The organism is Streptomyces chartreusis NRRL 3882 (genome assembly GCF_900236475.1).
Classification (GTDB): domain Bacteria; phylum Actinomycetota; class Actinomycetes; order Streptomycetales; family Streptomycetaceae; genus Streptomyces; species Streptomyces chartreusis_D.
This window is the reverse complement of sequence record NZ_LT963352.1, coordinates 2,837,324-2,857,708: the sequence shown is the minus strand read 5'-3', so window position 1 is coordinate 2,857,708 and position 20,385 is coordinate 2,837,324. Positions and strand designations below refer to the sequence as shown.

19 protein-coding genes are annotated in these 20,385 nt (G+C 71.1%); 7 read left to right on the top strand and 12 right to left on the bottom strand.

Annotated elements, in window-relative coordinates:
- Nucleotides 1–5: 5 nt before the first annotated feature.
- From SCNRRL3882_RS12525 to mce, 7 genes are all read right to left on the bottom strand, one after another.
- Nucleotides 6–875, bottom strand: a complete 870-nt coding sequence (locus SCNRRL3882_RS12525) for an ABC transporter permease subunit (protein WP_029181185.1) — start codon at nt 873–875, stop codon at nt 6–8.
- Nucleotides 872–2,257, bottom strand: coding sequence for an ABC transporter ATP-binding protein (locus SCNRRL3882_RS12520; RefSeq protein ID WP_010040108.1), 1,386 nt, complete (start codon nt 2,255–2,257; stop codon nt 872–874). Before SCNRRL3882_RS12520 ends, SCNRRL3882_RS12525 begins: the two co-directional genes overlap by 4 nt.
- A gap of 129 nt (nt 2,258–2,386) precedes the next feature.
- Nucleotides 2,387–3,157 (bottom strand): ABC transporter permease, encoded by a 771-nt coding sequence (locus SCNRRL3882_RS12515; protein WP_029181184.1) that lies wholly within the window; start codon nt 3,155–3,157, stop codon nt 2,387–2,389.
- Nucleotides 3,158–3,159: 2 nt separating this feature from the next.
- Nucleotides 3,160–4,119, bottom strand: coding sequence for an ABC transporter ATP-binding protein (locus SCNRRL3882_RS12510; protein ID WP_010040105.1), 960 nt, complete (start codon nt 4,117–4,119; stop codon nt 3,160–3,162).
- Nucleotides 4,120–4,204: 85 nt separating this feature from the next.
- A complete protein-coding gene (locus SCNRRL3882_RS12505) occupies nt 4,205–5,140 on the bottom strand; it encodes a cellulose-binding protein (protein WP_010040099.1) in 936 nt (311 codons plus the stop codon).
- A 183-nt stretch (nt 5,141–5,323) separates the two neighbouring features.
- Nucleotides 5,324–9,271: a polarized growth protein Scy gene (gene scy / locus SCNRRL3882_RS12500; protein ID WP_010040098.1), complete on the bottom strand. Its 3,948-nt coding sequence runs from the start codon at nt 9,269–9,271 to the stop codon at nt 5,324–5,326.
- 233 nt (nt 9,272–9,504) lie between these two features.
- Complete coding sequence (gene mce / locus SCNRRL3882_RS12495; RefSeq protein ID WP_010040096.1) at nt 9,505–9,945, bottom strand: methylmalonyl-CoA epimerase; 441 nt, start codon at nt 9,943–9,945, stop codon at nt 9,505–9,507.
- 148 nt (nt 9,946–10,093) lie between these two features.
- Between mce and SCNRRL3882_RS12490 the strand changes: the two genes are divergently transcribed.
- Nucleotides 10,094–11,302 (top strand): acetyl-CoA C-acetyltransferase, encoded by a 1,209-nt coding sequence (locus SCNRRL3882_RS12490; protein ID WP_173937243.1) that lies wholly within the window; start codon nt 10,094–10,096, stop codon nt 11,300–11,302.
- 38 nt (nt 11,303–11,340) lie between these two features.
- On the top strand, nt 11,341–12,297 hold the full coding sequence (meaB, locus tag SCNRRL3882_RS12485; RefSeq protein ID WP_010040093.1) for a methylmalonyl Co-A mutase-associated GTPase MeaB: 957 nt from the start codon (nt 11,341–11,343) through the stop codon (nt 12,295–12,297).
- A gap of 367 nt (nt 12,298–12,664) precedes the next feature.
- On the opposite strand, the gene SCNRRL3882_RS12480 is transcribed toward meaB, so the two are convergent.
- Nucleotides 12,665–13,333 carry a PepSY domain-containing protein gene (locus SCNRRL3882_RS12480; protein ID WP_010048554.1) on the bottom strand — a complete coding sequence of 223 codons (669 nt, stop codon included), beginning with the start codon at nt 13,331–13,333 and terminating at the stop codon, nt 12,665–12,667.
- A gap of 116 nt (nt 13,334–13,449) precedes the next feature.
- Between SCNRRL3882_RS12480 and SCNRRL3882_RS12475 the strand changes: the two genes are divergently transcribed.
- Both SCNRRL3882_RS12475 and SCNRRL3882_RS12470 read left to right on the top strand, forming a co-directional pair.
- Complete coding sequence (locus SCNRRL3882_RS12475; RefSeq protein ID WP_010048556.1) at nt 13,450–14,118, top strand: response regulator transcription factor; 669 nt, start codon at nt 13,450–13,452, stop codon at nt 14,116–14,118.
- The gene (locus tag SCNRRL3882_RS12470) at nt 14,115–15,524 is read left to right on the top strand and encodes a sensor histidine kinase (protein ID WP_010048557.1); all 1,410 of its coding nucleotides are present in this window, start codon (nt 14,115–14,117) and stop codon (nt 15,522–15,524) included. Before SCNRRL3882_RS12475 ends, SCNRRL3882_RS12470 begins: the two co-directional genes overlap by 4 nt.
- Before the next feature lie 13 nt (nt 15,525–15,537).
- Here the strand turns inward: SCNRRL3882_RS12470 and SCNRRL3882_RS12465 are convergent, their stop codons facing one another.
- The 4 genes from SCNRRL3882_RS12465 to SCNRRL3882_RS12450 form a co-directional block, all read right to left on the bottom strand.
- Nucleotides 15,538–16,014 (bottom strand): MarR family winged helix-turn-helix transcriptional regulator, encoded by a 477-nt coding sequence (locus SCNRRL3882_RS12465; protein WP_010048558.1) that lies wholly within the window; start codon nt 16,012–16,014, stop codon nt 15,538–15,540.
- A 116-nt stretch (nt 16,015–16,130) separates the two neighbouring features.
- A complete protein-coding gene (locus tag SCNRRL3882_RS12460; RefSeq protein ID WP_010048559.1) occupies nt 16,131–16,931 on the bottom strand; it encodes an AIM24 family protein in 801 nt (266 codons plus the stop codon).
- A complete protein-coding gene (locus SCNRRL3882_RS12455) occupies nt 16,928–17,578 on the bottom strand; it encodes an AIM24 family protein (RefSeq protein WP_010048560.1) in 651 nt (216 codons plus the stop codon). The genes SCNRRL3882_RS12460 and SCNRRL3882_RS12455 overlap by 4 nt, the downstream gene beginning before the upstream one ends.
- A 1-nt stretch (nt 17,579) precedes the next feature.
- Complete coding sequence (locus SCNRRL3882_RS12450) at nt 17,580–18,212, bottom strand: AIM24 family protein (RefSeq protein WP_010048561.1); 633 nt, start codon at nt 18,210–18,212, stop codon at nt 17,580–17,582.
- A gap of 206 nt (nt 18,213–18,418) precedes the next feature.
- On the opposite strand from SCNRRL3882_RS12450, the gene SCNRRL3882_RS12445 reads away from it, so the two are divergent.
- The 3 genes from SCNRRL3882_RS12445 (at nt 18,419) to SCNRRL3882_RS12435 (ending at nt 20,356) form a co-directional block, all read left to right on the top strand.
- On the top strand, nt 18,419–18,763 hold the full coding sequence (locus SCNRRL3882_RS12445; RefSeq protein ID WP_010048562.1) for a DUF3817 domain-containing protein: 345 nt from the start codon (nt 18,419–18,421) through the stop codon (nt 18,761–18,763).
- Complete coding sequence (locus SCNRRL3882_RS12440; RefSeq protein WP_010048564.1) at nt 18,760–19,053, top strand: MTH1187 family thiamine-binding protein; 294 nt, start codon at nt 18,760–18,762, stop codon at nt 19,051–19,053. Before SCNRRL3882_RS12445 ends, SCNRRL3882_RS12440 begins: the two co-directional genes overlap by 4 nt.
- 184 nt (nt 19,054–19,237) lie before the next feature.
- Entirely contained in the window at nt 19,238–20,356 is a 1,119-nt protein-coding gene (locus tag SCNRRL3882_RS12435; protein WP_010048565.1) for a SchA/CurD-like domain-containing protein, read from the top strand.
- Nucleotides 20,357–20,385: the final 29 nt, after the last annotated feature.

Genomic DNA, 20,385 nt, shown 5'->3' with positions numbered 1-20,385 from the left:
TGCGGCTACACGTCCCGCTTCTCCAGCAGGGCGAAGGCGGCGGCGAACGCGACGGCCGTCGCGCCGAGGATGATCCACAGCGGGTCCCAGCCGGACGGGCCGGACTGGCTCAGGGAGTTGGAGTAGAAGACGCTGAGCTGGTTCGGGATGGAGTACTCGAACAGGGCCTGGCGCACGTCCTCCAGGGACTGCGAGAACATGAACAGCGCGATCACCAGCGGGGCGAGCACGGCGCCGATCATGATCGTGATGGCGCCCGCCGAGTGCCGGATGATCGAGCCGACGGCGAGCGAGAGCAGGCCCAGCAGCGCGACGTACGCCGAGATGCCGACCGTGCCCCTCAGCCACTCCCCGCCGGACGGGTCCTTGGCGCCCTGGCCCTGCAGCATGGCCACGTGCAGGAAGGCGACGAGGGAGGCGGACACCAGCGTCACCACGAACGCGACCAGGAAGAACACGATGCCCTTCGCCGCGAGCACCCGGCCCCGGCTCGGGCACGCGACCATCGTGGTGCGGACCATGCCCGTGCCGTACTCCGAGGCCGTGGTGAGCACGCCCAGGGTGATGATGCACATGCTGCCGAGCAGCAGCCCGAAGAAGCCCAGGCCGAGCGGGCTCTCGCCGGACAGGGCCGGGTCGGAGTTGGCCACCACCACGCCGGTCAGCGTGCCGATGCCGATGACGAGCAGGACGAACACGCCGAGCGTCCACATGGTGGAGCGCACCGACCTGATCTTCGTCCACTCGGAGGCGATGGCGTGCCCGAGGTGCGTCCGCACGACCGGGATCGGCGACGTGTAACCGGGGTACGCAGAACCGGGCGCCGCCTCCCGGGTGGGCGCGGCCGGCGGCATCGGAGGCTGGGGGCTGCTCATCGGGGGTCCTCGGGCTTGGTCAGATCGGAGGTCGGGGCGGAGGCCGGCGGCGCGGGAGCGGCGCTCGCCTGCGGAGCCGGCGCGGCGGGCATGGCCGGCGCCTGGGGCGCCTCGCCGGCGGGCACGGCCGGAGCTTGGGGTGCCTGGGCGGCAGGCTGTGCGGGCGGCTGCGGTGCCTGGGGTGCCGGCTGCTGCGCGGACGGCTGTGGTGAGTGACCCGGCGGTTGGGCGTACGGGTTGGGGGGTGCCGCGGCGGAGGCGGCAGGGGGAGCCGGAGTGCCTCCAGGCGCCCCGTACGGGCCGCTCGGCGCCTGGCCCGGCGCGCCCTGCGGCGGCATCGCGAACGGGTGTCCGCCCTGCTGGGGCGGCGGCGGGGCGTACCAGCCGGGCTGGCCCTGGCCGGGCACCGGCATCGGGGGCTGTGCCCCGGGCGGCAGCGGCTGCTGCAGGCCTTCCTTCTGGTCGATGGTCGAGCGGTAGTCGACCGCGCCCTGCGTCATCCGCATGTACGCCTCCTCCAGCGAGGCCTGGTGCGGCGACAGCTCCCACAGCCGTACGTCGTGGTCGTGCGCGATGTCGCTGATGCGGGGGAGCGGCAGCCCGGTCACGCGCAGCGCGCCGTCCTGCTCGGGCAGCACGTGCCCGCCCGACTCGGTGAGCGCGGCGGACAGCTTCTCGCGCTGCTGCGGCTCGGTGTCGGGCGTCCGGACCCGCGCGAAGTCGGCGGAGTTCGCGGAGATGAAGTCCGTGACGCTCATGTCGGCGAGCAGCTGCCCGCGCCCGATGACGATGAGATGGTCGGCGGTCAGCGCCATCTCGCTCATCAGGTGGGAGGAGACGAAGACCGTACGGCCCTCCGCCGCGAGCGCCTTCATCAGGTTGCGCACCCAGAGGATGCCCTCGGGGTCGAGGCCGTTGACCGGCTCGTCGAACAGCAGCACCTGCGGGTCGCCGAGCAGCGCGGCGGCGATGCCCAGCCGCTGTCCCATGCCGAGGGAGAAGCCCTTGGACCGCTTCTTCGCCACGTCCTGGAGGCCGACGACCCCGAGCACCTCGTCCACCCGCTTGGCCGGGATGCCCGAGAGCTGGGCCAGGCACAGCAGGTGGTTGCGGGCGGCCCGGCCGCCGTGCACGGCCTTGGCGTCCAGCAGGGCACCGACCTGGCGGGGGGCGTTGGGCAGCTTGCGGTACGGGTAGCCGCCGATCGTCACGTGCCCGGCCGTCGGGTTGTCCAGACCGAGGATCATGCGCATCGTCGTCGACTTGCCCGAGCCGTTCGGTCCGAGGAAGCCCGTGACGGCCCCCGGCCGCACCTGGAAGGAAAGGTTGTACACAGCGGTCTTGTCGCCGTAGCGCTTCGTCAGGCCGACTGCTTCGATCATGCTCCGCACCCATCGCAAGGTTCAGGACAGCGGGGCACACGCCCCCGTAAGGGTTAGGAGGATATCGAGGCGCTGACGGTTCCGCCCAAATCAAAGTAAAGGGTGGAGCGCGACGCGCCCCGGCAGCGTCTAGGCGTCGCGCTTCTTCAGCAGCACGTACCCGCCGACCAGCGCCGCGAGCACCCACAAGCCCATGATTCCGAGGCCGCCCCATGGGCCGTACGGGGTGTCGTCGTCGAGGGGCGTGACCACCTGCATGATCTTGCTGCCGGCCTGGTCGGGAAGGAACCGGCCGACCTTCTTGGTCGCGTCGACATTGCCCAGGATGTTGGAGATGAGGAAGAAGAACGGCATCAGGATGCCCAGGGAGAGCATCGGCGAGCGCAGCATCGCGGCGACGCCCATGGAGAACATCGCGATGAGGGCCATGTAGAGGCCGCCGCCGATCACGGCACGCAGCACCCCCGGGTCGCCGATCTCCGCCCGGTGCTCGCCGAGCATCGCCTGCCCCAGGAAGAAGGCGGCGAAGCTGGTGACCAGACCGACCAGGAGAGCGAGACCGCCGGCCACCGCGATCTTGCTGAACAGGAAGGAGCCGCGCTTCGGCACGGCGGCCAGCGACGTGCGGATCATGCCGGTGCTGTACTCGTTCGACACCACCAGCACACCGAACACGATCATCGCGAGCTGCCCGAGGCTCATCCCCGCGAAACTGATGAACGTCGGGTCGAAGTCCGCCCGCTCCCGCGCGCCCATGGAATCGAACTCGTTCTTGGACAGGGCCGAGATCAGCATGCCGAGGGCGACCGTCACGACCACCACCAGCGAGAGGGTCCACACCGTGGACGCCACCGACCGGATCTTCGTCCACTCCGACCGTACGACCTGGGTCGTCGCCATGTTCAGCCCCTCTTCCAGCCGTCGCCCCACCGCTGTCCTGGTGGCTCGGGGCTCGTCTCGCTGTGTGCGTGATACTCCACCGACTCCGCGGTCAGCCGCATGAAAGCCTCCTCCAGCGACGCCTGTTGCGGGCTCAGCTCGTGCAGTGTGATCCCGTGCTGCGCCGCCAGCTCGCCGACGTGCTCGGCCTTGCCGCCGTCCACCTCCAGCACCCCGTCACCGCTCTCGACGGCCACGAGCCCGGCCTGGTGCAGCACGTCGAGCAGCCGCTCCCGCTGCGGGCTGCGGACCCGGACGTACGACCGTGAGTTGCGCGCGATGAAGTCGGCCATGGAGGTGTCCGCGAGCAGCCGCCCCTGCCCGATGACGACGAGGTGGTCGGCGGTCAGCGCCATCTCGCTCATCAGATGGGAGGAGACGAACACGGTCCGGCCCTGCGCCGCCAGGGACTTCATCAGGGTGCGGATCCAGTGGATGCCCTCGGGGTCGAGGCCGTTGACCGGCTCGTCGAACATCAGGATCCGCGGATCGCCGAGCAGCGCGGCCGCGATACCGAGCCGCTGCCCCATGCCCATCGAGAAGCCCTTGGTCTTCTTCTTCGCGACCGCCGTCAGCCCGACCGTCTCCAGTACCTCCCGCACCCGGCTGCGCGGGATGCCGTTGCTCTGCGCGAGGCACAGCAGGTGGTTGTAGGCGGTGCGCCCGCCGTGCCAGGCCTTGGCCTCCAGCAGGGCGCCGATGTACGTCAGCGGGTCCTTGAGCTGCTGGTAGTGCTTGCCGTCGATACGGACGTCGCCGGCGGTCGGGTGGTCGAGACCCAGGATCATCCGCATGGTCGTGGACTTGCCCGCGCCGTTGGGCCCGAGGAAGCCGGTGACGATGCCCGGTCTGACGGTGAAGGACAGGTTGTTGACCGCCACCTTCTCGCCGTAACGCTTGGTCAGCCCCTCGAGCTCAATCATGCCGCCACGCTAGAACGTGACAAAGCCCTCTGCCACCGGAGCGGCAGAGGGCTTTGCGGAGATTCAGTCTCCGTACGCCCGGTCGTTACCGGGACTGCTGGGCCGGGACCCCGCGGGAGATCGGCTCGTCCTCGGCGGGCGTACCGGCGGCGGCCACCGCGGCACCCGTGAGCGTGGCGAGCATCTCGCGGACGTTCGTCAGCTGGGCGTTGATGCTGTCGCGGCGGTTGGTCAGGGCCGCGAGCTCGCGCTCGGATTCCGAACGGATGCGGTCGGCCTTGGCGTTGGCGTCGGCCACGATGTCCTCGGCCTGGCGCTGGGCCGTCTCCACCGTCTGGCGGGCGCGGCGCTCGGCGTCCGTGCGCAGCTTCTCCGCCTCCAGGCGGAGCTGCTCGGCGCGGTGCTCGATCTCGGCGAGGCGCTTCTCGGCCTTGGCCTGACGGGACGCCAGGTCGCGCTCGGACTGCTCGCGGCGCTTGGCGAGGTTCGTCTCGAAGTCGGCGGCGGCCTGCGCGGCCTTGGCGCGGGTCTCCTCGAAGAGGGCGTCCGCCTCCTCGCGCTTGGACTGCGCGTCCTTCTGCGCCTCGGCACGCAGCTGGGCGGCGTCACTCTTGGCCTTCTCGACGATCCGCAGGCCCTCGTCCTCGGCCTTGGCCTTGCGCTCCGCGGAGTACGACTCGGCGTCGTTGCGCACCTGCTGGGCGGCCGACTCGGCGAGCTCGCGGTGCTGCTCGGCAGCGCGCCGGGCCTCCTCGCGCAGGTCCTTCGCCTCTTCCTCGGCGAGGCGGAGGATCTTCTCCACGCGCGCGCCGAGACCCGCGTACGACGGCTCGGCGTCGCTGATCTGGGCCTGGGCGTTCTGCGTCTCGAGGTGGAGCTCCTCGATGCGCTTTTCCAGAGCGGTGATGCGGGCGAGAGCGCTGTCACGGTCGGAGACGAGCTTGGAGATACGTTCGTCCACCTGAGCGCGGTCGTATCCACGCCGCACAAGCTCGAAGCCGTAGGGGGAAGTGTCGCTCATGGGGTTCCTGTCGAATGAGACCGGTGAGGTGATAGATGGAATCCTAGGGGCCGAAACGGTGTGTCATCGAGCGGATGCGCGTTTGATCTGCAAAATGAGACCCCTTTTGAGTGGCCGTCCGTCGGACTGCTTGCCAAAGACTTGGTCAAAGACCCCAGCAGACACCGGATTGGCCCCGGTTCGCTAGCTTTCCGAGGACTTGCCACCCGAACGGGGTGCGCCGACTGTCGCGCCTGCCTTGACTCCGTTGTCCTTGGCCGGGGACGGGGCCTCGAAGGATTCCAACGCCTCCAGGACGTCCTGGACACGGGAGATCTCGGCATTGATGTCCTCGCGGCGGCGGACCAGGACCTCCAGCTCGCGCTTGCCCTCCTCGACCGTGCGCTTGGCCTCGCGGATCGCCTCGGCCTTGAGCTCCTCGGCCTCCCGAACCAGCGTGGCCTTCTTCTGCTCGGCCTCCTTGAGCAGCCCCTCGGCCTTCTTCACCGCGGCGATCCGGACCTTGCCCGCCTCGGAGTTGGCCTCCGACACGATCTCCTTGGCCTTCGCCTGCGCCTTCGCGAGCTGCTCCTCCGCGGCCTTGACGAGCGCGTCGCAGCGGTCGCCCGCCGACTTCATCGCCTCGGCCGACTCCCGGCGGGCCCGCTCGTGCAGCTCCTCGATCTCCGCCGTGATGCGGTCGCGCAGCTCCTCGGCGCGCTCCCGGATCTGCGTGGCGTCCCGGCGCGCGCCGACCAGCAGCTCGTCCGCGTCCGTACGGGCCTTCTCCACCAGCGAGTTGCCCTCGACCGTCGCCTCGGACACGAGCCGGTCGGCCTCCTTGCGGGCCGCGCCCACCATCGTGTCGGCCTGCGACTCGGCCTCCGCGGTGGTCTTGTGCGCCTGCTGCTGCGCCTCGGTGAGCAGCTTGTCGGCCTCCGCCGTGGTCTCCGTGATGAGCTTGTCGACCTGCTCGGCCGCCTCGGAGCGCCGCTTGTTGGCGTCCTTGCGGGCCTCGTCCAGCGTCCGGTCGGCCTCCTCGCGCGCGGAGTTGAGGAGCCGTTCCGCCTCCGCCTCGGCGTCGGCCTTGACGCGCTCGGCCTCGCCGCGGACCCGCTCGGCGTGCTGCTGCGCCGAGCCGACCGTCTCGGCGGCCTCGGCCCGCAGCCGCTCCGCCTCGTCGGTGGCCTCCCCGACCAGCTGGTCGGCCTTCGCGACCGACTCGGCGCGCACGCGCTCGGCCTCCGCGGCCGCCTCGGAACGGAGGCGCTCCGCCTCGGAGATGGCTTCCGTGCGGACCCGCTCGGCCTCGGTGACCGTCTCCATCCGGAGCCGGTCGGTCTCCTGGATCGTCTCGGTCGTGAGCCGCTCCGCCTCGCCCCGCGCCTCGGTGATGAGGGTGTCCGCCTGCGTCGCCGCGTCCGAGCGGATGCGGTTGGCGTCCTCGCGGGCGTCCGCCCGGGTGCGCGCGGCGCTCTGCTCGGCCTCCGCGATGGCGTCCGACGCCTCCGTGCGCACCCGCTGGGCGTGCTCGGCGACGTCCGCGCGGATCCGCTCCGCCTCCGTGATCGCCTCGGACATCGTCCGCTCGGCGAGCGCCTTGGCGGCCTCGGTCTCCTCGTGCGCCTCGCGCCGCAGCCGGCCGGCGTCCTCGCTCGCCCGCTCCCGCTCGGCGTAGGCGTCGGCGCGGACCCGGTCCGCCTCCTCCTGAGCCTCCCGCCGCGTACGGTCCGCCGCGTGCTCGGCGGCGCTGCGCAGCCCGGCGATCTCCTCCTGCGCCTGCTCGTGCAGCCCCGCGACGGAGTCCCGGACCTGCTGCGCGTGCTGCTCGGCCGCCGACACCATCTCCGTGGCCCGCCGGTCGGCCTCCTCGATCAGCCGTACGGCCTCGGTCTGCGCCTCCTCCACGCGCTTGCGCGCGGAAGCCAGCAGCTCCTCGCTCTGCTCGCGGGCCCGCTCGCGCTCCTGGTCGGCCTCCTGCCGGGCACTGCCGAGGAGTTCCTCGGCCTCCCGGCGGCGCCGGTTGGCCTCCTCCTGGGCGGCGGCCAGCGTCTCGGACGCCTCCGTGGCCAGCCGTTCGGCGGCCGCCTGCGCCTCCGCGCGCACCCGGTCGGCGCTCTCCTGCGCCTCCGACTTCAGCCGCTCGGCCTCGCTCGCGGCCTCCGACCGCAGGCGCACGGCGACGGCCTCGCCCTCGGCACGCGCGGCCGACGCGTCGGACGCGGCCTCGTCGCGCAGCCGTTCGGCCTCCGCCTCGGCCTGCTGCTGGAGCGTGCGGATCCGCTCGGCGGCCTCGGCACGCAGCCGCTCGTTCTCCTCGGCGGCCTCGCGGCGGATCCGCGCGGCCTCCTCACGGGCGTCGGACAGCGCCTGCTCGGCCGCCGCCAGCCGCTCCTCCGCCTCCGTCTGGAGCCGCGTCAGCTCCTGGGCGGCCTCGGCGCGGCGGGCCTCCAGGGCCCGCTCGGTCTCCTCGTGCAGCTCCCGCGCCGCCCGCTCGGCGTCCGCCTTGAGGGCCTCGGCCTGCTCGACGACCTCCTCGCGGTGCCGCTCGGCCTCCTGCCGGGTGCGCTGAAGGGTCTCCTCGGCCTGACGGCGCAGGGTCGTCGCGCGCTCGATGGCCTCCGTACGGACCTTCTCGCTGTCCGTCTGGGCCGTCGTCCGCAGCTCGTCCGCGTCCGCCTTCGCCTTGGCGAGCAGCTCCTCGGCGGACTTCGCCGCCTCCTCGATCTGCGCCACGGCCTCCTTGCGGGCCTCGGCGCGGATCTTCTCGCCCTCTTCGACCGCGTCCGACCGCAGCTGCTCGGCCTCGCCGCGCAGCCGGCGGGCCTCCTCCTGGAGCTCGACCGTCTTGGCGCGGTACTCCTTGGTGTCGTCCTTCGCCGCGCCCTTGAGCTGCTCGGCGATGTCATGCGCCTCGGCCCGCAGCCGGTCCGCCTCGGCCTCGGCCTCCTTGCGGATCCGCTCGGCCTCCTCGGCCGCGGCCTTGGTGGTCTTCTTGGCGTCCTCGGACGCCTTGTTGAGGACCTCCTCGGCCGTCCGGGCCGCCTTGGACAGCTGGGTCGCCGTCTCCTCGGCGGTGAGCGTGCGGGCCTTCTCCGCGGCCTCCGCGACGATCTTCTCGGCCTCGGCGCGGGCGTCCGCGACGATCTGCTCGGCCTCGGACTTGGTGTTCTCGGCCTCCTTCGTGGCCTCCTCGACCAGCCGGGCGACCTGCTCCTTGGCGGTGCGCGTGCGCGTCTCGTTCGCGGACTCCGCGCTCGCCAGGGCCTTGGCGGCGGCCTCCTTGGCCTCGGCGACCAGCTTCTCCGACTCGGCCTGCGCCTTGCGCAGCGCCTCCTCGGCCTCCGCCATCCGCTGCTCGGCGGCCTTGCTCAGCTCCTGGGCCTGGCGGCGCGCGGACTCCGACTCCGTGGCGGTGGAGGTCCGCAGCTGCTCGGCGTGGTCGGTGGCCTCCTGGGCCTGGGTGGAGGCGGCGTTGAGCAGCCGCTCGGCGTCCGTGCGGGCACGCCGCAGGATCTGCTCGGCCTCGGCCCGGGCCTCCTCGGCGGCGCTCGTCAGCCGCTGCCGGGCCTCGGTCGTCAGCCGCTCGGCCTCCGCACGGGCGGTGGACAGGGCCTGCTCGGCCTCTGCGCGGGACTCGTCCAGCAGCCGGCGGGCCTGCTGCTCGGTACGGGCCCGCAGCTGCTCCGCCCACGCCACGTTCTCGTTGACGTGCGACTCGACCGTCTGGCGACGCTCGGCCAGCTCCTGGTCCAGCTGCTGGCGGCGGGTCACCGCCTCCTGGTGCAGCTCCGCCTGGAGGCGGGCCGCCTGCTCGGCGTGCTCCTGGAGGATCCGCTGGGTCTGCGCCCGGGCCTCGCTCAGCTCGCGGTCGGCGTCCGCCCGGATCTGGTCGGCCTGCATCTGCGCGTTGCGCAGCAACTGCTCGGCCTGCCAGCCGATGTCGCCCCCCTCGAAGGAGGGCCGGGACATGATGGTGCGCCGCGCCTCGTGCAGCTTGGCGCGCAGCACCTCGACCTGGTAGCCGAGGTCCTCGGCGTGCTGGATCGCCTTTTCCCGCTCGGTCTTCAGCCGCTTCATCTCGGCTTCGAACCGAGAGAGGTGGTCGACGTCAGCCGCCGGCTCTCGCTCCTGGCTCTCGTAGCCCCGCACTGCGCGGTCCCATCCGTCCCCTGGTCGCAACTCTCTCCAAACGAGCTCCGTCCATACGCCGAACGGGGCCCCCGGGGAATGGTGTCAGATCATCGGCGGAGCACGGGCTGCTGCCCCGACGCTCGTCCCCCGAAACCCGGACCCCGGTGGTCCTGCCGTCGCACGGCGGGACCGCGGTCACCCTGGACTGAGCGGCGACCGCCCCCAACCCTACCGGCCCCTATGTACGAGGGTCAGTGCTCAGGTGACTCAACGGGCGCCGAAGTGACCAGTTCTGTCAGTACGCCATGGCAGTCCTTGGGGTGCAGGAAGGTGATCCGTGACCCCATGGAACCGCGTCGCGGCTCTTCGTACAGCACGCGTACGCCCTTGTCCCTGATGTCGGCCGCCTCGGCGTCGACGTCCGCCGTACCGAAGGCGATGTGGTGGACCCCCTCCCCGTTCTTGGCGAGCCACTTCGCGACGGTGGAGTCCTCGCGGGTCGGCTCCAGGAGCTGCAGGTACGAGGCCCCGCCGTCGGACGTATCGTTGATCTTGAGCATGGCCTCGCGCACGCCCTGCTCCTCGTTGACCTCGGAGTGGAACACCTCGAAGCCGTAGGTGGCACGGTAGAACTCGACGGTCTTGTCGAGGTCGAAACAGGCGATCCCGATGTGGTCGATTCGCGTCAGCATGGATTCAGTGCAGCGCTCCGGAGGTGGTTACGCAACGTGCGCGCGATCACACCGACAGCCCGATGACGGCGTGGCGTACCGGTCAGTACATTCGAAGTAAACCCTCGTTCACTCCTCGGCTGTGCAGCCGGTAAGGGGATCGCAGCTCATGACTTCTGGAACTTCCGGAGCGAACAGCTCGGTGATCGTCGCGGGCGCGCGTACGCCCATGGGGCGGTTGCTCGGTTCGCTCAAGTCCTTCTCCGGAGCCGACCTCGGCGGCTTCGCGATCAAGGCCGCCCTCGACCGTGCGGGGATCGGTGGCGACCAGGTGCAGTATGTGATCATGGGGCAGGTGCTCCAGGCCGGGGCGGGGCAGATCCCGGCGCGCCAGGCAGCGGTCAAGGCCGGCATCCCGATGAACGTTCCGGCGCTGACCATCAACAAGGTGTGTCTGTCCGGGCTGGACGCGATCGCGCTCGCCGACCAGTTGATCCGTGCGGGTGAGTTCGACGTGGTCGTCGCCGGCGGCCAGGAGTCCATGACCAACGCCCCGCACCTGCTGCCCAAGTCCCGCGAGGGCTTCAAGTACGGCGCCGTCCAGATGCTCGACGCCATGGCCCACGACGGGCTGACCGACTCCTTCGACGGCGTCGCCATGGGCGAGTCGACGGAGAAGCACAACACGCGCCTGGGCATCGGGCGGGCCGAACAGGACGAGATCGCCGCGCTGTCCCACCAGCGGGCCGCCGCCGCCCAGAAGAACGGGCTCTTCGAGGCCGAGATCACGCCCGTCGAGATCCCGCAGCGCAAGGGCGACCCGGTGCTGTTCAGCAAGGACGAGGGGATCCGGGGCGACACGACCGCGGAGTCCCTCGGAAAGCTGCGCCCCGCCTTCGCCAAGGACGGCACGATCACTGCCGGTTCGGCGTCGCAGATCTCCGACGGCGCCGCGGCCGTCGTGGTGATGAGCAAGGCCAAGGCGCAGGAGCTCGGCCTGGAGTGGATCGCCGAGATCGGGGCCCACGGGAACGTGGCCGGGCCGGACAACTCGCTCCAGTCCCAGCCGTCCAACGCGATCCAGCACGCCCTGAAGAAGGAGGGGCTGGGCGTCGAGGACCTCGACCTCATCGAGATCAACGAGGCGTTCGCGGCGGTTGCCGTGCAGTCGATGAAGGACCTCGGGGTGTCCACCGAAAAGGTGAATGTCAACGGCGGCGCCATTGCCCTGGGTCACCCGATCGGGATGTCCGGTGCGCGGCTCGTCCTGCACCTCGCGCTGGAGCTGAAGCGGCGTGGTGGTGGCGTGGGCGCGGCGGCGCTGTGCGGTGGTGGTGGTCAGGGTGACGCGCTGATCGTGCGGGTACCGAAGGCCTGACGGCGGTTTCGGATCCCCCTTTCATGAACGGAGCTGTGATGCAGGACGTCTCCACGCTGGTGGCCCAGGCCAGGGAAGGGCGGCCGCGGGCCGTCGCCCGGCTGATCTCGCTGGTGGAGGGGGCGTCCCCGCAGCTCCGGGAGGTCATGGCGGCGCTGGCGCCGTTGGCGGGCAAGGCGTACGTCGTCGGGCTGACCGGGTCGCCGGGGGTCGGCAAGTCCACGTCGACGTCGGCGCTGGTGACCGCGTACCGCAAGCAGGGCAAGCGGGTCGGCGTGCTCGCCGTCGACCCGTCGTCCCCGTTCTCGGGCGGTGCGCTGCTCGGGGACCGGGTGCGGATGTCCGAGCACGCGTCGGACCCGGGCGTGTATATCCGCTCGATGGCCACGCGCGGGCATCTGGGCGGGCTCGCGTGGGCCGCGCCTCAGGCCATCCGGGTGCTGGACGCGGCGGGGTGCGATGTGATCCTCGTCGAGACGGTGGGTGTGGGGCAGTCCGAGGTGGAGATCGCCTCGCAGGCGGACACGTCCGTCGTGCTGCTCGCGCCCGGGATGGGCGACGGCATCCAGGCGGCCAAGGCCGGGATCCTGGAGATCGGTGACGTGTACGTCGTGAACAAGGCCGACCGGGACGGGGCGGACGCGACGGCTCGCGAGCTGAACCACATGCTGGGGCTGGGGGAGGCCCGGGGGCCCGGGGACTGGCGTCCGCCGATCGTGAAGACGGTCGCCGCGCGGGGGGAGGGTCTGGACGAGGTCGTCGAGGCACTGGAGAAGCATCGCGCCTGGATGGAGGAGCGGGGGGTGCTCGCGGAGCGGCGGATGGCCCGGGCGGCGCGGGAGGTCGAGACGATCGCGGTGACGGCGCTGCGGGAGCGGATCGGGGATCTGCACGGGGACCGGCGGCTGGGTGCGCTGGCGGAGCGGATCGTGGCCGGTGAGCTGGATCCGTATCGGGCGGCTGATGAGCTGGTTGCCGGGTTGACGGAGGGCTGAGCGCGGTGCCTGCGGCGGCCTGCGCGGCTTCGGTGGGGGTACGCGCTTTCGCCTACGCGCCGGTGGTGGGTCGGGGCCGCGCCGGGGGGTGTCCGTCCTCGGAACGGCGCGATGGGGTTGTGTGCCGACTGACTCCCCGTTGACGCGCCAACCGCTGCGGGCGGACACCCCCCGACACGTCCCCTTGCGTGTGTACGCGGGTGCGGGCCGCCCCAGCTGCGGGCCATCGTGCCTCCCCCAAGCCCTTCGAGCAGGGGGTACCCCCAGGGCGGCACGGGTGGGCGCAGCGGCACCCCGTTGCGCCGCGTTGCGCAACGCCCCGGCGTCAGCAGCGACCCCGGGGCGGTTGCAATCTGGCGGTGTTCGATCAGTCCTGGTCGTCCTGGTCGTCGTCCTGGTCGCGGTCCGCCGTGATCTTGCCCGTGCTGAGGTCGATCTTCCAGTCCTGCTCGGCGCCGCCGGACTTGTGCGTCTCGGCCTCCCAGGACTTGTTCTTGCCGTCCTCGTCCAGGTCCACGGACGTCACCGTGCCCTTGCCGCCGGCAGCCTTCGCGGCCTCCTCGGCCGTCACCGAAGCGCCCTTCAGAGCCGCCCGCACCTGCGCCGTGTCGTCCTCGTCGTCGGTGTGCGAACCGAGCACCTTGCCGCTGGACGGGTCGACGCTCACGCTGTGCCAGGTGTTGTCGCCGGAGAGGACGTCGACCTTCCAGATCACCTTGTCGCTGTCGTCCTCGTCGTCCAGCTCGGCGGACACCGCCGTACCGGACGTGTGCTTCAGCGCGGACGCGATGGCCTCGGGCGCCGTCACGCCGGTGGAAGCCGCCCGCGCGTCGTCGTCCCGGCCGTTGTCGTCGTCGTGGTCGTCCTGTGCGTCGGGACCGTCCTCGTCGCCGCGGACGTCGTCGTCCGACAGCCGGGTGTGGGCCGCCTGCCGCGCCGAGCCCCCGTCGTCACCCGTGGTCGCGAGAGCCGTGGCCGTGCCACCGCCGATCAGAGCGGCAGCGGTCACAGCGGCGATGACGATGTTGCGCTTCATGCGGATTCCTCCCGAGTCACTTCGTTTTCGACGTGTTCCAATCTGGCTGACCGAGGCTGAGAGGAACCTGAAGGCCCCTGAAGGGATCTTCAGCTTGGCTTTGCCACTCTTTACCCATGCGCCTGTTGATCGTGGAGGACGAGAAGCGGCTGGCCCTGTCGCTCGCCAGGGGCCTGACGGCCGAGGGGTACGCCGTGGACGTCGTCCACGACGGACGGGAGGGGCTGCACCAGGCCTCGGAGGGCACGTACGACCTGGTGATCCTCGACATCATGCTGCCCGGGCTCAACGGCTACCGGGTCTGCGCGGCCCTGCGCGCCGCCGGGCACGAGGTGCCGATCCTGATGCTCACCGCCAAGGACGGCGAGTACGACGAGGCGGAGGGGCTCGACACCGGTGCGGACGACTATCTGACCAAGCCCTTCTCGTACGTCGTGCTCGTCGCCCGGATCAAGGCGCTGCTGCGGCGGCGCGGGGCGGGTGCCGGGGCCTCGCCCGTGCATGTGCACGGGGATCTGAAGGTGGACACCGCGGCCCGGCGGGTGTTTCTGGGGGAGGACGAGGTCGCCCTGACCGCCAAGGAGTTCTCCGTGCTGGAGCACCTCGTGCTGCGGGCCGGGGAGGTCGTATCCAAGTCCGAGATCCTCGAACACGTGTGGGACTTCGCGTACGAGGGTGATCCCAACATCGTCGAGGTGTACGTCAGCACCCTGCGGCGGAAGCTGCGGGCGGGGCTGATCCGGACCGTGCGCGGTGCCGGGTACCGGCTGGAGACGTCGCCATGAGGCGGCTGTTCGGGTCCGTCCGGGCGCGGGCCACGCTCGGTGCGACGCTCGTCGTCGCGGTGGCGCTCGTCGCCGCCGGGGCCGCCGTCCTGCTGTCCCTGCGGTTCAACCTGATGGGCGAGGCCGGCACCCGGGCGGAGCGCTCGGCGCGGGCGGTCGCCGCCGAGCTCGCCGCCGGGACGCCGTACGACAAGCTGTCCGGGCTGGACGGCGACGACGGGCCGGTCCAGGTGCTCGCCGAGAAGAAGCGGGTGGTCGCGGTCAGCGAGGATCTGGAGAAGATCAGCGGTACGGACTCCGACCGGGTGAAGCCGCTGCCGCCGGTGGCGCCCCGCGGGGACGATGACGACGACTCCGACGACCACGAGGAGTCCCTCGAACCCGGGGAGATCGCCGGGGAGAGCACCTTCAGCAACGGGTCCGCGACGATCGACGGCGACACGGAGGACTACCGGTTCGCCGCCGTCGAGGTCGAGACCCAGGACCGGGGCCGTCTCAAGGTCTATGCCGGTGCCCCGCTGGCCGCCGAGCACGGGGCCGTGCAGACCGCGACGACGGTGATGCTGATCGGGTTCCCGCTGCTGCTCGGCGTCGTCGCGGGCGTGACCTGGCTGGTCACCCGGCGGGCGCTGCGGCCGGTGGAGGGCATCCGGAGCGAGATGGCCGCGATCACCGCCTCCGAGGATCTCGCGCGGCGTGTGCCGGAGCCGCAGACGCACGACGAGGTGGCCCGGCTCGCCCGGACGACGAACGAGACGCTCGCGGCCCTGGAGGCCTCCGTGGAGCGGCAGCGGCGCTTCGTCGCCGACGCGTCCCACGAACTGCGGAGCCCGATCGCCTCGCTGCGGACCCAGCTGGAGGTGGCCGCCGCGCATCCCGAACTGCTGGACCTCGACGGGGCGGTGGAGGACACCGTACGGCTGCAGCGGCTCGCCGCCGACCTGCTGCTGCTGGCCCGGCTGGACGCGGGGGAGCGGTCCAACGACGCGAAGGTCGACCTCGCCGGGCTGGCCCGGGAGGAGGCCGAGGGGCGGACGGGCGTGACGGTGGACGCGGAGCCGGTGAACGTGGCCGGATCGCGCGGGCAGTTGGGACGGGTGCTCGCCAATCTGCTCGACAACGCCCAGCGGCATGCCCGGTCGGCCGTCACGGTGAGCGTGCGCCGGGAGGGTGATCTGGCCCTGGTCGGGGTGGCGGACGACGGGGACGGCGTGCCCGAGGCCGACCGGGAGCGGATCTTCGAGCGGTTCGTACGGCTGGACGCCGCCCGCAGCCGGGACGACGGCGGTGCCGGGCTGGGACTCGCCATCGCCCGGGACGTCGCCGTCCGGCACGGCGGCACGCTCACGGCGGGGCAGGGGCCCGCAGGCGGAGCTCTGTTCGAACTCCGCCTGCCGCTCGCCTAGTCAGGGGCTGCGGTTACGGGCGTCCGCGCTGGGCGCGCAGGTGCTCCGCGATGGGCTTGAGGGCCTTGTCGAGTTCCGTCAGGGCCTCGGGGGGCAGCAGGTCGATGAAGTGCCTCCGCACGGATGCCACATGGTGGGGCGCGACCTTCTGCATCGTCGCCATGCCGTGGTCGGTGAGGACCGCGTAGAGCCCCCTGCGGTCGGACTCGCAGTTCTCCCGCCGGACCAGGTTCGCGTTCTCCATGCGCGTGATCTGGTGCGAGAGGCGGCTCTTGGACTGGAGGGTGGCGGAGGCGAGGTCGCTCATCCGCATCCTCTGGTCCTCCGACTCGGAGAGATTCACCAGGATCTCGTAGTCGTTCATTGTCAGGCCGAACGGCTGCAGGTCCTTTTCGAGCTGGTACGTCAACAGCCTGTTGACCTCCAGGTGGGTGCGCCAGGCGCACTGCTCCGCATCGGTCAGCCAGCGGGTGGCCGTCTCGGTCTCCATGAATGAAGTCTACCTAAAATGTTGAAAGGCGAACTAGTGAGGGTCTTCGCGTGACGGAGCGCACCCGCCGAACATCGGTGCGCAGGCGTTCGATGTCACACTCCGCAGACTACCGCTCACAGCCCGAAGCGACGCTGGAGGTCCCCCAGCTGTCCGGGAAGGCGCGGTACGCCGGACGGCCCTGCCTGGGGGCTGTGCGCCCCGCCGCCGGGCACGCCGGCCCGGTGCGGAACGGCCCCCGTGGCCTGCTCGGCCATCAGTGTCTCGGACGACTGGAGCAGGACCGTGCCGGCGCCGACGAACTCGAACTGGTGCTCCTCGCCGGAGGCTCCGCCGAGGCCCGTCAGTGCACGTAGACCGCCCATCACACCGGTCATGTACCCGTGGTCGTAGTGGTGGCAGGGGGAGGGGCAGTCGGCCCAGCCGACCAGGGCCTGTGGGTCGACCCGGATGGGGGGTTCCATGAACACCACGGGGCCGTTCGACGCGGCCACGAACTTTCCGGTTCCGATGAGGGTCAGGAAACCCGGCACGATTGATTGCTTCAGTGACAGAGTTGGCTGAAAAGCGAGCAGATTGCCGGAGCGAATGGTCAGGTTGCCGTCTTCCAGGTCGTACGAGTTCACGTCGAAGGCCCGGTCGGCGAGGAGCATCTTGCCCGAGCCCTCCGCCACGACCCAGTCGCTCGCGTGCAGTGGCGAATGGAAGGACGTACGGACGAGACGGTCCAGCCGGCCGTGTCCGACGCCGTTGAAGTCGATCGAGCCGTAGTAGGCGATCATCTTCCCCTTCTGGAGGAACCACTGGCTCCCCTTGAGTTCCACGCAGAAGGTGTAGGCGTTGACGTTGTCGTCGGGCGGCAGCGTCGCCGGGTCGAAGACCGCGGGGCCGGCGCCCGGGGTTCCGTAGGTGCTCACAGCTTCTCCTCCGACGCCTGGACGTACACCGCACCGCTCCCGCTGAGCTCCAGCTGGAACGCCTCGCCCGAGCCGCGGCCCACCATGTCCCGCCAGCCCAGGGCCGTGGACAGCTTGTTGCGGACCTCCCCGTGGTGGGCGACGTAGGCCTGCGGGTCCACGTGCACCGGCCGCTGGGGTGTGATCGGGATCTCGATCACCCCGCCGTGGGCCATGACCGCGACGGCCCCGTGTCCCTTGAGCGTGGTCGTGAACAGTCCCTGGCCGCTGACCTGCCCGCGCACCATGCCCATGACGCCGCCCTGCGACCCCAGGAACATCGTGCCCTGCTGGAGCGTGCCCTCGAAGGCCAGGAGGCGGTCCGCCTCCACGTACAGCGTGTCGCCGGACAGCTGGATCACCTGGACGTGATGCCCGCCGTGCCCGAAGAGCACGGTGCCGCTGCCCTCGACGGTCATCAGGGGTGTGTCCTCGTCGGCGACCCGGCGGCCGATCATCGACATGATCCCGCCCTGGCCGCCGGCCATGTTGGGCGTGAAGGACACCTCGCCCTTGTAGGCGAGCATCGCGCCGCGCTGGCTGAACAGCCGTTGGCCCGGCGCGACCGTCGCCTCGACCATCTTCGCGTTGATCTCCCGGAAGGCCATCTCACACGTCTCCCGCGATCGTGTTCCGCTCGCTCGGCTGCACGTACACCAGCCCGTCCCCCTCGAACCGCATCTGGAAGGCCTCGCCGCCGCCCTCCCCGAGCAGCGTGCGGAACGTCACGCCGGACTGGAAGGACTGCCGGAGATTCCCCTGGTGCGCCACATACGCCCCCGGGTCGACGGTCAGCGGATACTGCGGACTCACCCGCAGCACCACCGCCGGGCCGTCCGACATGATCGCCGCCTGACCGTGGCCCTCGACGGTCGTCGTGAACAGGCCGTTGCCCTGTGAGGCCCCGCGCAGGCCGGTGAACTCCGTCCCCGTGCGCAGCCCGCCGTCGGTCGCGAGCAGGTTGCTCGACTCCACGTAGAGCTTGTCGCCCTGGAGGCCGACCAGGTTGATCTCGGAGGCTCGGTCCGCGAACCAGCAGGTCCCCCGCCCCTTCACTTCCATCAACGTCATCTGCTCGCCGGTCAGCCGCCGGGTCACCATGCCCCGTATGCCCTCGCCGCCGCCGCTGAGCTTCTTGAAGGCCATCTCGCCGTCGTACGCGACCATCGAGCCGTTCTTCGCCTTCACGGCGTCTCCGGTCATGTCGACGGCGAGCACCTTGCTGCTCTGAAGTCGGAACATCGCCACGTACGCGAAGGTAGCCGCAGGTCGGGCCCCGTGGACAGGGCCTGTGGGTGGAGAACGACCCTGAGCGCACCCCTAGGGGCCGGGGCCCGTGGCGGTTTGCCACAATGGGCGGGACGCTTGTGCGTGCGTTCACAAACCGTCAGCCGTACAGACCGTTCAGATCGTTCAGACCGCCGCGTCTCTCCCACCGAAGGTGACCCGTGGACCTCAAGACCGCCACCGCCATCCGCCGCCTCCGCCTGGTCTCGGCCCCCGAGGCGATCTCCTTCCTCCTCCTGCTCGTCTGCTCGGTGCTGAAGCGGACCACGGACTTCAATGCCGTGCCGGTGATGGGCATGGTGCACGGTGTCCTGTTCATCCTGTACGTGATCTTCTGGGCCGACGCGTGGAACCGGACGAAGTGGTCGGTGAAGACCGCCGCGCTGTACTTCGTGCTCTCGGTGCTGCCGACCGGCGGGTTCTTCGCGGAGCGCAAGCTGCGGCGTGAGGCCGAGGACGCGGTCATCGCCTCCCGGGCACGCCGGGAAGGGGCTGTGCAGGCATGATCGTCGCCTTCTCCGTGACGCCGCTGGGCGTCGGCGAGGACGTGGGGGAGTACGTCGCCGACGCCGTCCGCGTGGTGCGCGAGTCGGGCCTGCCCAACCGGACCGACGCGATGTTCACCTCGATCGAGGGCGAGTGGGACGAGGTCATGGACGTCGTCAAGCGCGCCGTCGCCGCGGTCGAGCAGCGGGCTCCGCGGGTGTCCCTGGTCCTCAAGGCGGACATCCGCCCCGGAGTGACGGACGGGCTCACCTCCAAGGTGGAGACGGTGGAGCGGCACCTCTCCGAATAGGCCGCGAGGACCACAGCCCCGGCTCGTGACGAGCCGGGGCTTCGCTGTGCCGGCAGTTCCCTCTGATGACCCGTGCGGCTCGCGCAGTCCGACGCGCCGACCCACGATGAGGGCTCAGGGCCGACCGCCGTCCCCCTGCCGGACCCGGCGGTCGCCGTCTGCCCAGCGAAGGAAGGGCCTGCCGGTGAACACTTCGACGTATACGTCCCAGTCGGCGTTCGACGGCTCCAGGCTGCGCGTCATCCTGCTCGTCGATCTCCACGAAGGCGCCCAGCAACGGTTCCTCGACGCGTACGAGCACATGCGCAGCCGTGTCGCGTCGGTTCCCGGTCACCTCGGTGACCAGCTGTGCCAGTCCGTGGAGAACCCGTCCCAGTGGCTCATCACCAGCGAATGGGCGACTGCGCCGCCGTATCTCGCCTGGGTGAACAGTGAGGAGCACCTCGAGACCGTCAGGCCCATGCAGGACTGCGTCCGGGACATCCGGTCGCTGCGTTACAACATCGTCCGTGAGACCGGGCGGGCCCTGCCGCCCACCGCCGGGACCGCCGAGGGGGTCCAGGCTCCGGTGCGGGTGGGCGACGGAGTGACGCGCCACGCGCTGACGTTCACCGTCAAGCCCGGCTCCGAGTCGAAGGTCGCGGACATCCTCGCCGGATACGCGCCGCCCCAGGCCCGCGCCGACGACTCCACCCGACTGCGCCGGACGACGCTGTTCATGCACGGCAACCGAGTCGTCCGCACCGTCGAGGTGGAGGGCGATCTGCAGACGGCGCTGCGCCACGTCTCGCGTCAGCCGGAGGTGCGGGCAGTCGAGGAAGCCCTCAATCCGCACCTGGAACAGAGCAGGGACCTGGCCGACCCCGCGTCGGCACGGGCCTTCTTCATCCGCGCGGCCATGCCGGCCGTACACCATGTGGCGCGTGGCGGACCGGAGCCCGCCGGTCTGCGGCGGCACGCCCTGTACTACCCGGCCCGTGAGGGCTGCGGCATGGCGCTGGCACGGCTGCTCGCCCAGCAGGACGAGACCGCCGCGGCCGACCCCGTCGGCCCCGTGCACCGCAGCACCGTCTTCCACCGGGACGACCTGGTCGTCCGTCTCATCGACACGCGGGATCCCGAGACCGATCCGGCCAGGGCGCTCGGCGTGCACGGCCCGAGGAAGGCCGCTGTGCTGGCCCGCCTGCTCGACGGCGCCGCACTCGGCGTCGAAGGGCCGCTCACGAGCGACCGGGACGCCACCCGCCTCCTGGCGCACACCGACATGACGCTGATCACCGATCGCAGGGCTGCCCAGTCCTGACGGTCCGTGGACGACACCCGCCCATGGAC